Source organism: Xanthomonas hortorum (assembly GCF_011305375.1).
In the GTDB taxonomy this organism is placed as follows: Bacteria; Pseudomonadota; Gammaproteobacteria; order Xanthomonadales; family Xanthomonadaceae; genus Xanthomonas; species Xanthomonas hortorum_E.
Map to the genome: position 1 here is coordinate 22,337 of NZ_VCME01000004.1, position 13,598 is coordinate 35,934.

Here is a 13,598-nt window from a genome sequence, read left to right on the forward strand (position 1 = left end):
CTCTACCGTTGCGCTGCGTTGTCTGAAGCGTCTGCACTTGCATGTGCAGACGTTTGCGAGGAGCTCGCATGTTTATTGTCCGCACATGGAGGTGCGGGTTCTTGCGAGGGACTCGCATTAAGTACCGCACGCGCCTGCTCGGCATCGCGATGCATCTGCACGGTCAGCGCCCCCAGGCCATCGAACTTTTCTTCGTCGCGCAGCTTGGCGACGAATTCGACTTCGATGTGGCGGCCGTACAAATCGCCCTGAAAATCGAACAGATGCGCTTCCAGCAGCGGTTCCACACCGGCCACCGTCGGTCGCGTGCCAAAGCTCGAGACCGACGGCCACGGCTGATCGGCCACACCATGCACCCAGGTCGCGTAGATACCCGACAGCGCCGGCGTGCGCGGAAAGCGCAAGTTGGCAGTGGGGTAACCCAGCGTGCGGCCGAGTTGCTTGCCGCGCACCACCCGCCCGCCGATGGCATACGGGCGGCCAAGCAGTTCGCCGGCATGCGCAAACTCGCCCGTGCCCAGCAGCTCGCGAATGCGCGTGGCAGAAATACGCTCGCCGCGCAGATGCACCGGGGCGATCTCGCCGGCCACGAACCCGTATTGCTCACCGAGCGCACGCAGCAGGCCGATATCGCCGCCACGCCGATGGCCGAAGCGGAACTCCGGGCCGATCCACACTTCGCGCGCGCACAGCCGGCCAACCAATGCGAGCCGTACGAAATCCTCAGCGCTCATTGCCGCCAAGTGGCCGTCGAAACGGATCATGCCCACGCTGTCGGCGCCCAGGCCGTATAGCCCTTCGATCTTGGCGCGGGCCAGCGTCAACCGCGGCGGCGGCGCTGCCGGAGCAAAAAATTCGCGCGGCAACGGCTCGAAGCTCACTGCCACTGCCGGCACGCCCAGCGCGCGCGCGCGTTCGACCGCGTGCTGCACCAATGCCCGATGCCCCAGATGCAGGCCATCGAAGGCGCCGATGCAGACCACGCTTCCGTGCGGGAACAGCGTCCCGCCCTCGACGTCTCTAAACAGCCTGCTCATTGCTCGATCCAAACAGATGCCGGCCTGCGGGCCGACCCTCACTGATACATAACCTGCAAGTATAGCCGTGCCTGTCAATCCGCATGGGCGCGCGCCGCGCAGTGAGCAACGCTTGGCCAGGCGCAATGAGTATTCCAGCTGCGCGAAGTCAGAACTCCGCACAGCACAGGCGGTTCTGCAGCGCGCTTGGCCGGTCCGCCAAGCTGCCTACCCTTCGCGCAGATGCCGCGGCCGCAGCCCCAATGCCAGCTGCGCCACCAGATAGGTCGCCCCACCGCTGCAGACCAGCACCGCCAGCCAGCCGATGCGATCCCACTTTTCCATCACGGTGAACGAGGGCAACCACCACAGCAGGCCCAACAGCACCACCACCATCGCCGTACATGCCAGCAGCAGGCGCAGCGCATAGCCGCCCCAACCCGGCCGCCGCTGGTACACGCCGGACTTGCCCAGCCAATACCACAGCAAGCCCAGATTGAGATAACTCGACAACGCACTGGCAATCCCCAGCGCCAGATGCAGGCCCGGCTGCTTGCCCAGCGCCTGCATCACGCCCTGCGCCTTGAGTTCGGGCGGCACCATGATCTGGTAGACCACCGCCAGCAGCGCGAAGTTGAACACCATGTTGGCGATCAGCGCCGCCACACCCGCGCGCACCGGCGTACGGGTGTCCTGGCGCGCGTAGAACGCCGGCAGCAGCACCTTGAGCATGGCATAGGCCGGCAGGCCGAAGCTCAGGCCATAGACCGACATCGCGGTCATGCGCGTATCGAAGGCGGTGAACTGGCGGTACTGGAACAAGGTGGCCACCAGCGGCTCGGCCAGCAGCAGCAACCCGAGCATCGCCGGCATGGCGATCAGCAACGTGGTACGAAAGCCCCAATCCAGCGCGCCGGAGAACGCGCTTCGGTCGGTCTTGACGTGATGGCGCGCCAGCGCCGGCAGGATCACCGTGCCCAGCGCCACCCCGAACACCCCCAGCGGCAGTTCCAGGAAGCGGTCGGCCAGCGACAGCCACGACTGCGAGCCATCGGTCAGCCTGGCGGCGATGACGGTGTCCAGCAGCAGGTTGATCTGCGCGATCGATGAGCCGAACAGGGTCGGCACCATCAGGGTCAGCACCTTGCGCACGCCTGGATGTTGCCAGCCCCAGCGCGGCAGGGTCAGCAGGTTGATGCCTTTCAGCGAAGGCAGCTGGAACAGCAACTGCAGCATGCCTGCCGCCAGCACCGCCCAGCCCAGCGCGAGGATCTGCTTTTCCGGAGTGCCGCCCAGCTTCGGCGCCAGCCACACGGCGCCGGCGATCATGCACAGGTTGAGGATCACCGGGGTCAGCGCCGGCATGGCGAACTTCTGGAAACTATTCAGTGCCCCGCCAGCCAGCGCGGTCAGCGAGACGAACAGCAGGAATGGGAAGGTCAGACGGAACAGGTCCACCAGCAGGCCATGCTTGGCCGGGTCGGTGTCCACGCCGCTGGAGAACAGCGTGGCCAACTGCGGCGCGAAGATCAGCGCCAGTGCGGTGACCAGCAGCAGCACTCCTCCTAGGGTACCGGCCACGCGCGACATCAGTTCGCGCAGATCGGCATGCGGCCGGGTTTCCTTGACCTCGGTGAACACCGGCACGAAGGCGGTGGCGAAGGACCCTTCGGCAAATAGCCGACGCAGGAAATTGGGGACCCGGAAGGCCGTCCAGAACGCATCGGTCACCGCATTGGTGCCGAAGGTGGTGGTGATGACTTGGTCGCGCACCAGCCCCAATACCCGCGACACCATGGTCATACTGCTGAACGAGAGCAGGCCTCTCAACATACCGGGCTTGCTCACGCAGCCTCCCTCTTGACATCTGACTTGACGTACATAACTAGGTCCATCATACTTTCGCGCTTGCTTTTTCCACCATACCGATTTTTCAGGAACCCACCACCGTGGCCAATATCAAGTCCGCCAAGAAGCGCGCCAAGCAGACCGTCGTGCGCAATGAGCGCAACACGGGCCAGCGTTCGATGCTGCGCACCGCCGTCAAGAAGGTGATCAAGGCCCTTGACGCCAACGATGCTGCAGGCGCCGAAGCTGCTTTCGCCGTTGCTCAGCCCATCCTCGACCGTTTCAGCGCCCGTGGCCTGATTCACAAGAACAAGGCTGCGCGTCATAAGAGCCGTCTGACCGCTCGCATCAAGGCCATCAAGGCCGCGTAAGCGATCGGTTTCGGCACTACCGGAAGCCTGGCTTTCGGTGGAACAGAAAAACCCGGCCTTGGCCGGGTTTTTTGTTTGGCTGCGATACCACTCAGCCGGCATTGCGCGCCTCGAGTTCGTCCTCGCGCTGACGGTCGAAGAACGCCATGATGTCCTTCATGATCGGGAAGGTGCCATCGCGACCCAACGCCGAGACCAGATACCACGGCGAGGTCCAGCCAAGTTCGGCCACGATCGCCTCTGCCGCCGTACGCGCCTCGTCCTCGAACATCAAGTCGGCCTTGTTGAGCACCAGCCAACGCGGCTTGGCTAGCAACTCCGGATCGTGCCGCTCCAGCTCGCGCTCGAGAGTGCGCACCTGATCGGCCGGCGACACACCATCCACACCACCTTCCATGGGCGAGATGTCTACGAGGTGCAGCAGCAAACGCGTGCGCTGCAGATGGCGCAGGAACTGCGTGCCTAGCCCCGCACCATCGGCCGCGCCCTCGATCAGGCCCGGGACGTCGGCGATGACGAAGCTGCGATAGGCCTCGACACTGACCACGCCCAGATTCGGATACAAGGTGGTGAACGGGTAATCGGCCACCTTCGGCGTTGCCGAAGACACCGCTCGGATCAGCGTGCTCTTGCCGGCATTGGGGAAGCCCAGCAGGCCGACGTCGGCCAGCAGCTTCAACTCCAGCTTGAGCAGACGCTCCTCGCCCTCTTCGCCGGTGGTGGACTGGCGCGGGGCGCGATTGATCGAGCTCTTGAAATGCATGTTGCCCAGGCCGCCCTTGCCGCCCTTGGCCACCAGCAGACGATCGCCGTTCTGGGTCAGGTCGCCGATGATTTCATCGGTCTGCACGTTCATCACCACGGTGCCGACCGGCACCACGATGATGCGGTCTTCGCCGCCCTTGCCGTAGGCCTGACGGCCCATGCCATTCTCGCCGCGCTGCGCCTTGAAGGTGCGCTCATGCCGGAAGTCGACCAGGGTGTTGACGTTCTCGTCGGCCACGATCCACACGCTGCCGCCGCTGCCGCCATCACCACCATCCGGCCCACCGAGCGGGATGAACTTCTCGCGGCGAAAGCCGACACAGCCATTGCCGCCATTGCCGGCACTGACCAGGATTTCCGCTTCGTCGACTAACTTCATGAGATTTGGGATTCGTAATTTGGGATTGGTAACACCACCGCAGGACGCCGCTTGGCGGCCGCGGAAACAGCAGGAAGCGACGGCATCGGGACTATCGAAATCCGCCGTTGCGAATCCCAACTCCCGAATCCCCACTCCCGGCCGTCAAACGAAAAACCCCGCAAAAGCGGGGCTTTCCGTCTCGTCCGTCAGGCATCGGTGCCTGGCGGACTGGCCTGCATGGAGCGGGCGATTACGCCTCGACAACCACGCTGACGGTACGACGCTTCTTCGCACCCTTGACCGAGAACTCCACCTTGCCGTTCACCAGGGCGAACAGGGTGTGGTCACGGCCGAGGCCGACGCCGCTACCCGGGTGGAACTGGGTGCCGCGCTGACGCACGATGATGTTGCCGGCATCGATGGCCTGGCCACCGAAGATCTTCACACCCAGGTACTTCGGGTTGGAATCGCGACCGTTGCGCGAGGAACCTACGCCTTTTTTATGTGCCATGACTGGTTCTCCTTACTTCTTATCGCCACCGGCAATGCCGGTGATCTCGATTTCGGTGTAGTACTGACGGTGTCCCTGACGCTTCATGTGGTGCTTGCGGCGACGGAACTTGATGATGCGCACCTTGTCGGCGCGGCCATGGGCCACAACCTTTGCGGTGACCGAAGCGCCCTTCAGCGCATCGCCCAGCTTGATGCCATCGCTATCGCCCAACATCAGGACGGTGTCGAACTTGATCTCGTCGCCAGCTTCGACTTCGAGCTTTTCCACGCGGAGCGTTTCGCCCTGCGCGACGCGGTATTGCTTACCGCCGGTTACCAGAACTGCGTACATGACCAGGTTTTCCTCTGTAGTTATTATGGTCGCACTGACGTGCCCTAGGGCAGACAGGAGCGGGATTGTACTGGCCTATCGGGTTTTGGGTCAACCCGCAAGCCGGGCGCCGGCCGGTTTCCGATCGGCGGCACGTCGACCTGCCGCAGGCGACATCGATCCGGCTCCATGCAACGCATCATCCGGCCGCCACAGCGCTCCGGGCAGACTGGCATTTCGGGCAATTGCCCTCACCTAGGTCGGCGGGTAGGCTGATCGACTGCCACTCATTCCTGCTGAGCACGCTCGCATCACCGCCGGTTCGCCGGCCCGACATCGGATCCCCCATGGCGATGGATTTCATCCGCATCCGCGGCGCGCGGACGCACAACCTCAAGAACATCGACCTCGACCTGCCTCGCGACAAGCTGATCGTGATCACCGGCCTGTCCGGCTCGGGCAAGTCGTCGTTGGCGTTCGACACCATTTATGCGGAGGGCCAGCGCCGCTACGTCGAGTCGCTGTCGGCGTATGCGCGCCAGTTCCTCAGCGTGATGGAAAAGCCGGACCTGGACCATATCGAAGGTCTGTCCCCGGCGATTTCGATCGAACAGAAATCGACCTCGCACAACCCGCGCTCCACGGTCGGCACGATCACCGAGATCTACGACTACCTGCGCCTGCTGTACGCGCGCGTCGGTCAGCCGCGTTGCCCGGACCATGGGTTCCCGCTGGAGGCGCAGACGGTCAGCCAGATGGTCGACCACATGCTCAACCAGGACCAGGAGCAGCGCTACATGCTGCTGGCGCCGGTGATCCGCGACCGCAAGGGCGAGCATGCGCAGGTGTTCGAGCAACTGCGTGCGCAGGGCTTCGTGCGCGTGCGCGTGGACGGCGAGTTGTACGAGATTGATGCGGTGCCGGCCTTGGCGCTGCGCCAGAAGCACACCATCGAAGCGGTGATCGACCGCTTTCGTCCGCGCGAAGACATCAAGCAGCGGCTGGCGGAAAGTTTCGAGACCGCGCTCAAGCTGGGCGAAGGCATGGTGTCGGTGCAGTCGCTGGACGATGCGGCCGCCGCGCCGCATCTGTTCTCGTCCAAGTACAGCTGCCCGGTCTGCGATTACTCGCTGCCCGAGCTGGAACCGCGGCTATTTTCGTTCAACGCACCGGTGGGCGCCTGCCCGAGCTGCGATGGCCTGGGCGTGGCCGAATTCTTCGACCCCGATCGTGTCGTGGTGCATCCGGAGCTGTCGCTGTCGGCCGGTGCGGTGCGTGGTTGGGATCGGCGCAATGCCTATTATTTCCAGCTGATCGCCTCGCTCGCCAAGCACTACAAGTTCGACGTGGACGCAGTGTGGAACTCGCTGCCGGCCAAGGTGCGCCAGGCGGTGCTGTTCGGCAGCGGCGATGAGGTGATCAGCTTCACCTACTTCACCGATGCGGGCGGGCGCACCACGCGCAAGCACCGTTTCGAAGGCATTTTGCCGAACCTGGAACGGCGCTACCGCGAGACCGAATCGCCGGCTGTGCGCGAGGAACTGACCAAGTACGTCAGCCAGCAGCCCTGCCCTGCGTGCAATGGCACGCGACTGAATCGTGCCGCGCGCAACGTGTTCGTCGCCGACCGCCCGCTGCCCGAGTTGGTGGTGCTACCGGTCAACGAGGCGCTGAGCTTTTTCCGTGGTTTGTCGTTGCCGGGTTGGCGCGGCGAGATCGCCAGCAAGATCGTCAAGGAGATCGGCGAGCGGCTGGGCTTCCTGGTCGATGTGGGCCTGGATTACCTGACCCTGGAGCGCAAGGCCGACACCTTGTCCGGTGGCGAGGCGCAACGCATTCGTCTGGCCAGCCAGATCGGCGCCGGCCTGGTCGGGGTGATGTACGTGCTGGACGAGCCCTCGATCGGCCTGCACCAGCGCGACAACGAACGCCTGCTCGGCACGCTGACGCGACTGCGCGACCTGGGCAACACCGTCATTGTCGTCGAGCACGACGAGGACGCGATCCGCCTGGCCGATTACGTGCTGGACATCGGCCCCGGCGCCGGCGTGCACGGCGGCGAAATCTGCGCGCAAGGCACGCTGCAGGACATTCTGGATGCGCCGCGCTCGCTGACCGGTCAATACCTGTCGGGCAAGCGCCGCATCGAGATTCCCAAGCAGCGCCACAAGCCCAACCCGAAGATGATGCTGCATCTGCGCGGGGCGGCCGGCAACAACCTGAAGAATGTCGATCTGGACATTCCGGCCGGCCTGTTGACCTGCATCACCGGCGTGTCCGGCTCGGGCAAGTCCACGCTGATCAACGACACGCTGTTTTCGCTGGCGGCCAACGAGATCAACGGCGCGTCGCATCCGGTGGCGGCGCATCGCGAAGTGGAGAATCTGGACCTGTTCGACAAGGTCGTGGATATCGACCAGTCGCCGATCGGGCGCACCCCGCGCTCCAATCCAGCCACCTACACCGGCATGTTCACGCCGTTGCGCGAGTTGTTCGCACAGGTACCGGAATCGCGCGCGCGCGGTTATTCGCCTGGCCGTTTCAGCTTCAATGTGCGCGGCGGCCGCTGCGAAGCCTGCCAGGGCGATGGCCTGATCAAGGTGGAGATGCACTTCCTGCCCGACGTCTATGTGCCCTGCGATGTCTGCCACGGCAAGCGCTACAACCGCGAGACGCTGGAGATCCGCTACAAGGGCTACAACATCAGCGACGTGCTGCAGATGACCGTGGAAGATGCGCTGCGGCTGTTCGAGCCGGTGCCGTCGATCGCGCGCAAGCTGGAAACGCTGGTCGATGTCGGCCTGAGTTACATCAAGCTGGGGCAGAGCGCGACCACGCTGTCCGGCGGTGAAGCGCAGCGGGTCAAATTGTCGAAGGAGCTATCGCGTCGCGATACCGGACGCACCTTGTACATCCTCGACGAGCCGACCACCGGCCTGCACTTCCACGACATCGAAGCGCTGCTCGGCGTGCTGCACAAGCTGCGCGACGAGGGCAATACGGTGGTGGTGATCGAACACAATCTGGACGTGATCAAGACCGCCGACTGGATCGTGGACCTGGGCCCGGAAGGCGGCCACCGCGGTGGCAGCATCCTGGTCTCCGGCACGCCGGAAGAGGTGGCTGCGCACAAGGCGTCCTACACCGGGCAGTTCCTGGCCAAGATGCTGCCGTCGGTAAAGGCGCGCGAGACGCGTCCGGCGGCAATGGCCAACAAGCCCGATGCGCGCCCGCCGCGCAAGATCAAACCGGAAAAGGTGGCGAAAGTCGCCAAATCCGCCACCAAGAAAACCGCGAAGAAGAAGGCAAGCTGATGAGCGAAGAGCACAAGGTGTTGGCACGCATCCCGATCAGCGTGCGCTGGCGCGACATGGACAGCATGGGCCATGTCAACAACGCCAAGTACATTTCCTATCTGGAAGAAGCGCGCGTGCGCTGGATGCTGGGCGTGGACGGTGTGTCGATGACCGATCGCATCGCGCCGGTGGTCGCGGCCACCAACGTCAACTACAAGCGCCCGCTGGTGTGGCCGAACGACATCCTGGTGGAACTGTTCGTCGAGCGCCTGGGCAGCAGCAGCATCACCATCGGCCATCGCATCCTCGACCAGAAAGACGAAGGCGTGCTGTATTCGGATGGCAACGTGGTCGTGGTGTGGATCGATACGCAAACTGGCAAAAGCGCGTCGCTGCCGGATGCGGTGCGCGCTGCCAGCAACTGAGATTTTATCGGCCCGGTTGCCGAGTTTTCCCAGCGCTAAAGATCGGCGGCGGCTCTTTCGGCAGCCGCCGTTTTCGTTTTCGAATGACGGCGTGATTACGTTACTTCGTACTACCGCACGTTTGCAGCATGCAGTGACTGTGCTGCCGCAGTGACTTCATGCCTGCAGCGTGGTGAGCTGGCACCGCAGCCTGATTAAGCAGCGCCTTCTACGCGCCGTTCGAATGCTTTGCCGAAATCATTGGATCAAGCAGCGCTGCTGCCAACGGCAGCATCCATGCTGCCGTCTTCGCTCTACAGCCAGCTGCGCTCCCTCACGAACCCGGCGCGCGCTTGCGCGCCTCCAGCGTGGTCTTGATCTCGCGGCCATCCTGCAAGGTAAAGGTCACTGGCACCCATGTGCCCTCCTGCAGCGGCGCGCTCGCCTCCATCAGCATCAGATGCAAGCCGCCCGGCGCCAGCATCACCGACTTGCCGGCCGGCAGCGGCAACTCGGGCACCGCACGCATGCGACTGACGCCATTGGTTTGCGTGGTCTCGTGAATGGAGACATCGGCGAACACGCTGCTCTTGGCCGCGGTGACCTTCAGCGGCTGCGCGCAGCCGTTATGGAATTGCCCGAACCCCGCCGCCATGCCCATGCCCCCGGGCGGTGGAATGCGAACCCAGCCATCCTTGAATTCAGGCAGGCACTGCGCCGAGGCGCCTGCACTTGCCAACACCGCCAACGCACCGAGCAGCACGCGTGCGTACATGCGCTGCCTGCTTCGACTGCCGTCTATCATGACCCGACCTCCAGGAGCCCCGAATGAGCATCCAGATCTTAGACCATGGCCGTCTTCGCGAAATCCGTCTGGCCCGCCCGCCGGTCAATGCACTGGACAGCGCGCTGTGCCAGGCCTTGAGCGTTGCGGTGCAGCAGGCCGGCGATGAGACCGATGGCATCGTGCTCTCGGGCAGCGAGCAGATCTTTTCCGGTGGCATGGACGTGCCGCACTTGCTGGCGCACGGCAACGACCGCGCCGCATTGCTGGCCAGCTGGACGGCCTTCTTCGAGGCCGCGCAGGCACTGGCCAATAGCCGCGTGCCGGTGGTGGCGGCCATCGGCGGGCATGCGCCGGCCGGCGGCTGCGTGTTGGCACTGTGCTGCGACTACCGGGTGATGGCGCGCAGTGCCGACACCGCCAAACCCTATGCGATCGGCCTGAACGAAGTGCAGGTGGGGCTGGCCGCGCCCGAAGGCATCCAGCGCCTGTTGCGCCGCGTGGTCGGTGCGCACCGCGCCGAGCGCCTGCTGATCTCCGGCCAGCTGCTACCGGCCGAACAGGCGGTCACGATCGGCCTGGTCGACGAGCTGGCCGATGGCGAGCTGGTCACCGCGCGCGCGGTTGCCTGGCTGCAGGATCTGCAGCGACTGCCGCGCCAGCCCATGCTGACCACGCGCGCCATCGCCCGCGCCGATCTGCGCGCCGCACTGGCACCCGAGCTGATCCAGCTGGAGCGTTTCATCGACGGCTGGTACGCACCGGATGCGCAGGCAGCGCTGCATGGCCTGGTCGCGCGCCTGCAAAAGGCCTGAGCACGCGCCTTGCGCATGGTGGCGACGGGGCGACCGGTATAATCGCGGTCTGTCGCACGCCCAGGCCAGCCCTTTGTCCGCCACTGCCGAACCCGTCGTCTCCGAACTGATCAACCTGCTGTCGCTGGAGCGCCTGGAAGACAACCTGTTTCGCGGCCAAAGCCGCGATATCGGCACCAAGTACGTGTTCGGTGGGCAGGTGCTGGGGCAGGCGCTGGCCGCCGCGCAGGCCACGGTGGAAAACGGCCGCCAGGCGCACTCGTTGCATGCCTACTTTCTGCGCGCCGGGGATATCGATCACCCGATCGTCTACGACGTCGATCGCACCCGCGATGGCGGCAGTTTCTCGGTACGACGGGTCACCGCGATCCAGCATGGCAAGGTGATCTTTTTCTGCGCAGCGTCGTTTCAGGAACACGAAGACGGCGCCGAGCATCAGTCGGTGATGCCGGTGGTGCCGCCGCCGGAAGACATCGAACCCACCGCGCCGCTGGCACCGGAAGTGCTGGCGAAACTGCCGGCCAAGGTGCAGCGCTGGCTCTCGCGTGGCGGCCCGTTCGAATTCCGCCACGTCTTTCCGCGCGACGAACTCAGACCACCCAAGCGCCCGCCGTTCCAGCAGATGTGGCTACGCCTGAGCGACCCGGTCGGCGACGATGTCGGCCTGCATCGCGCCTTGCTGGCGTATGCCTCGGATTTTCAGCTGCTGGGTACCTCCACGTTTCCGCACGGCATCAGTTATTACACGCCGAACGTGCAGATGGCCTCGCTCGACCATGCGCTGTGGTTCCACCGCCCGTTCCGTACCGACGACTGGCTGCTGTACTCGCTCGACAGCCCCACCGCGCAGGGCTCGCGCGGCCTGGCCCGTGGGCAGTTTTTCACCCGCGATGGCGTGCTGGTCGCCAGCACCACGCAGGAAGGCTTGATCCGCGTGGTGCCCGATGGCAGCGCAATTGCCGTGCCGGCGAAGGACTAGCCGTGCCCGTGCTTGAACAACAACTTTCGCTGAGCGCAGACAGGTCTGCTGCCGCCTTTTTCGGTTGTGGACCGACGTCCACGCCACTCTTCTTCCATGTCTCGAACACGCGCACCCGCAGCGCGATGCGTTCGGCAATCGCTGGCACACCTTAAGCATGCGCAAGATCTTCAGCAGTCAACGTATCGAAACCGCCGAAGGCGTCGCCAACCTGTTGCGCGATGCCGGCATCGATGTGCGCATGAGCAATGGCCGCTCCTACGAAAGCAAGCGCACCGGCCAGTTCAGCTATCTCGAACACAGCAACGCACAGACCTATCCCACCGTGTGGATCGTGCATGCCGACGACCAGCCACGCGCGCGCGAGTTGCTGCGCGACGCGCGCCTGCTCGACACCACCCGCCGCGACCTGCCGAACGTGGAATACACCTTCCGCGAAGGCGAGAACGGCTCAAGCTCCAGCGCGCGCAGCTGGGCCTGGCGTATCCGGCTGGTGCTGCTGTTGGTGATCGGCGCGGTTGCAATGTTCGTGGTGCTGCGCCATCGCAGCGCGCCTGCGCCGGTGGCTCAACCGGCATCGCAGCAAGCGGCGCCTGCCAACGCGACACCACCGGCGGCAGAGGACGAAGAAGTGCGCGTGCGGATCCAGCCGGCGCGCTGAGCGCAGCTGACGTCAGCACCTGCATGAATCGGCATCGCATCGGTCACATCTGCCGCTCCCATGCGTCATGCTGGGACCAGGACATGGATTGCGCCGATGCACACCGACACGCTGGACCTGATGTTGCAACGCGAACTGCCGCATGCCGCGGCCGGCTGCCAGCAGGCCTATGGGCGCATCGTGCGTGCCTGCCAGAACACGGTGACCGCCATCGCGCTGGCGATCACCCGCGATATCGCCGCCAGCGAAGACATCGCTCAGGAGGCCTTTTTGCGCGCCTGGCAGCGGCTGGCACAACTCAGCCAACCGGCCAGCTTCCTGCCATGGCTGCGCCAGATCACCCGCAACCTGGCGCGCGACTGGCTGCGCGCCAACCGGCATCGCGCGCTCAGTGGCGAAGCAGCCGACCTCGCCATCGCGATGGCAGCCGACCCAGCACCCTCGCCCGCCGAGCACCTGCTGCAGGTGGAAGAAGAAATTGCCGCGCTCGACATCATTTCCGCACTGCCCGAAGAAAGCCGCGAGACGCTGCTGCTGTATTACCGCGAAGGCCAGAGTTCGCAGCAGGTGGCCTCGCTGCTCGGCCTCAGCGATGCCGCCGTGCGCAAGCGCCTGTCGCGGGCACGTGCCAGCGTGCGCGAGGAGCTGCTGCGCCGGTTCGGCGCGTTCGCGCGTGGCAGCGCACCCAGTGTGGCCTTTGCCACTGCGGTGACCTCGGCAACGATGCTGGCAACCCCGGGAACCGCGAGCGCGGCCATTGTGTTGGGCGGCATCGGTGGCGCGGGCAAGCTGGGCATGGGTGGTTTGACCGGATCTGCGCTCAGCGGTGGCGGTGCCGCCGGTGCGCTAAGCCTCTGGTTCGGCATGCCGGCGCTGTTTGCTGCAGGCAGCGTGCTGGTCGCAGCACTGGGAACTTACTGGTCGGGCTGGTATCTGCTGCGCTTTGCCGAGACAGCTCGCGAAACCGCAGGTATCCACCGCTTCATGCTCACAAGCACCCTGACGTCGGTGATCGTGTGCGGCAGCACGTTGCTACTGAACCGACTCAGCAGCGAACCCTGGTCGGCCTTGCTGGTGCTGTGCGCAGGCATGGTCGTGATCAACTATCAAACGCTGCGCGTGCTGCCCCGGGTGATGCGCCCCATGCTGGAACGCGATGCACAACGGCGCGGCACCACGCAGGCACCATTATTACTTTACCGCTGCATGTTCAGTCCAAGCGCAATGCTCGTGAGCACGCTGGCGGTCCTGCTGCCGATCCTGCATCACTCCATCAAGTCGGGGATGCCATGACGCACTTGAAAGCCAGGATCGGCCTGCGCGGCGGTCGAGCGAGAAAGGCAGCGATCCAGCATCCTCGCATCGCGCTTGCAACCGGCATGCGCCATGTTTTCACAGACACGCAGCTGCGCTCTACGTAAGGCCTCCCGCTTGCGCGGGAGGCATCGCAACCAATAGCCCCTGCCGATATACCC

At 64.7% G+C, this 13,598-nt stretch carries 13 protein-coding genes; 7 read left to right on the forward strand and 6 right to left on the reverse strand.

Going from position 1 to position 13,598, the window contains the following annotated elements; all coding sequences use genetic code 11:
• Positions 1–2: 2 nt before the first annotated feature.
• Positions 3–1,037: a bifunctional riboflavin kinase/FAD synthetase gene (locus FFY45_RS03155; RefSeq protein WP_176339399.1), complete on the reverse strand. Its 1,035-nt coding sequence runs from the start codon at positions 1,035–1,037 to the stop codon at positions 3–5.
• 207 nt (positions 1,038–1,244) lie between these two features.
• Positions 1,245–2,849, reverse strand: a complete 1,605-nt coding sequence (gene murJ, locus FFY45_RS03160) for a murein biosynthesis integral membrane protein MurJ (protein ID WP_176339650.1) — start codon at positions 2,847–2,849, stop codon at positions 1,245–1,247.
• Positions 2,850–2,965: 116 nt separating this feature from the next.
• Between murJ and rpsT the strand changes: the two genes are divergently transcribed.
• On the forward strand, positions 2,966–3,235 hold the full coding sequence (rpsT, locus tag FFY45_RS03165; RefSeq protein ID WP_002807888.1) for a 30S ribosomal protein S20: 270 nt from the start codon (positions 2,966–2,968) through the stop codon (positions 3,233–3,235).
• Positions 3,236–3,326: 91 nt separating this feature from the next.
• On the opposite strand, the gene obgE is transcribed toward rpsT, so the two are convergent.
• The 3 genes from obgE to rplU all read right to left on the reverse strand — a co-directional run bounded on the left by obgE (position 3,327) and on the right by rplU (position 5,205).
• Complete coding sequence (gene obgE / locus FFY45_RS03170) at positions 3,327–4,379, reverse strand: GTPase ObgE (protein ID WP_006449999.1); 1,053 nt, start codon at positions 4,377–4,379, stop codon at positions 3,327–3,329.
• Positions 4,380–4,611: 232 nt separating this feature from the next.
• Positions 4,612–4,872 carry a 50S ribosomal protein L27 gene (rpmA, locus tag FFY45_RS03175; protein WP_006450000.1) on the reverse strand — a complete coding sequence of 87 codons (261 nt, stop codon included), beginning with the start codon at positions 4,870–4,872 and terminating at the stop codon, positions 4,612–4,614.
• A gap of 12 nt (positions 4,873–4,884) precedes the next feature.
• Entirely contained in the window at positions 4,885–5,205 is a 321-nt protein-coding gene (gene rplU, locus FFY45_RS03180) for a 50S ribosomal protein L21 (protein ID WP_006450001.1), read from the reverse strand.
• A 326-nt stretch (positions 5,206–5,531) separates the two neighbouring features.
• Here rplU and uvrA point away from each other — a divergent pair, with 326 nt between their 5' ends.
• Entirely contained in the window at positions 5,532–8,498 is a 2,967-nt protein-coding gene (gene uvrA / locus FFY45_RS03185; protein ID WP_176339400.1) for an excinuclease ABC subunit UvrA, read from the forward strand.
• Positions 8,498–8,905 (forward strand): acyl-CoA thioesterase, encoded by a 408-nt coding sequence (locus FFY45_RS03190; RefSeq protein WP_176339401.1) that lies wholly within the window; start codon positions 8,498–8,500, stop codon positions 8,903–8,905. Before uvrA ends, FFY45_RS03190 begins: the two co-directional genes overlap by 1 nt.
• Positions 8,906–9,218: 313 nt before the next feature.
• Here FFY45_RS03190 and FFY45_RS03195 read toward each other — a convergent pair whose 3' ends face one another.
• Complete coding sequence (locus tag FFY45_RS03195) at positions 9,219–9,647, reverse strand: copper chaperone PCu(A)C domain-containing protein (RefSeq protein ID WP_176339651.1); 429 nt, start codon at positions 9,645–9,647, stop codon at positions 9,219–9,221.
• A gap of 65 nt (positions 9,648–9,712) precedes the next feature.
• On the opposite strand from FFY45_RS03195, the gene FFY45_RS03200 reads away from it, so the two are divergent.
• The 4 genes from FFY45_RS03200 to FFY45_RS03215 all read left to right on the forward strand — a co-directional run bounded on the left by FFY45_RS03200 (position 9,713) and on the right by FFY45_RS03215 (position 13,416).
• Entirely contained in the window at positions 9,713–10,483 is a 771-nt protein-coding gene (locus tag FFY45_RS03200) for an enoyl-CoA hydratase/isomerase family protein (protein ID WP_176339402.1), read from the forward strand.
• Between the two features lie 73 nt (positions 10,484–10,556).
• Entirely contained in the window at positions 10,557–11,462 is a 906-nt protein-coding gene (gene tesB / locus FFY45_RS03205) for an acyl-CoA thioesterase II (RefSeq protein WP_023903119.1), read from the forward strand.
• A gap of 157 nt (positions 11,463–11,619) precedes the next feature.
• On the forward strand, positions 11,620–12,123 hold the full coding sequence (locus tag FFY45_RS03210) for a putative signal transducing protein (protein ID WP_154844801.1): 504 nt from the start codon (positions 11,620–11,622) through the stop codon (positions 12,121–12,123).
• Positions 12,124–12,219: 96 nt separating this feature from the next.
• On the forward strand, positions 12,220–13,416 hold the full coding sequence (locus FFY45_RS03215; RefSeq protein WP_176339403.1) for an RNA polymerase sigma factor: 1,197 nt from the start codon (positions 12,220–12,222) through the stop codon (positions 13,414–13,416).
• The last annotated feature ends 182 nt before the right edge of the window (positions 13,417–13,598 follow it).

What these genes read in the sequence shown, in the direction of transcription:
- FFY45_RS03190 (WP_176339401.1), top strand. Translation starts at nt 8,498, where the DNA reads ATGAGCGAAGAGCACAAGGTGTTGGCACGCATCCCGATCAGCGTGCGC.
- obgE (WP_006449999.1), bottom strand. Translation starts at nt 4,379, where the DNA reads ATGAAGTTAGTCGACGAAGCGGAAATCCTGGTCAGTGCCGGCAATGGC.
- uvrA (WP_176339400.1), top strand. Translation starts at nt 5,532, where the DNA reads ATGGCGATGGATTTCATCCGCATCCGCGGCGCGCGGACGCACAACCTC.
- FFY45_RS03215 (WP_176339403.1), top strand. Translation starts at nt 12,220, where the DNA reads ATGCACACCGACACGCTGGACCTGATGTTGCAACGCGAACTGCCGCAT.
- rpmA (WP_006450000.1), bottom strand. Translation starts at nt 4,872, where the DNA reads ATGGCACATAAAAAAGGCGTAGGTTCCTCGCGCAACGGTCGCGATTCC.
- rplU (WP_006450001.1), bottom strand. Translation starts at nt 5,205, where the DNA reads ATGTACGCAGTTCTGGTAACCGGCGGTAAGCAATACCGCGTCGCGCAG.
- FFY45_RS03210 (WP_154844801.1), top strand. Translation starts at nt 11,620, where the DNA reads ATGCGCAAGATCTTCAGCAGTCAACGTATCGAAACCGCCGAAGGCGTC.
- murJ (WP_176339650.1), bottom strand. Translation starts at nt 2,849, where the DNA reads ATGTTGAGAGGCCTGCTCTCGTTCAGCAGTATGACCATGGTGTCGCGG.
- FFY45_RS03155 (WP_176339399.1), bottom strand. Translation starts at nt 1,037, where the DNA reads ATGAGCAGGCTGTTTAGAGACGTCGAGGGCGGGACGCTGTTCCCGCAC.
- FFY45_RS03200 (WP_176339402.1), top strand. Translation starts at nt 9,713, where the DNA reads ATGAGCATCCAGATCTTAGACCATGGCCGTCTTCGCGAAATCCGTCTG.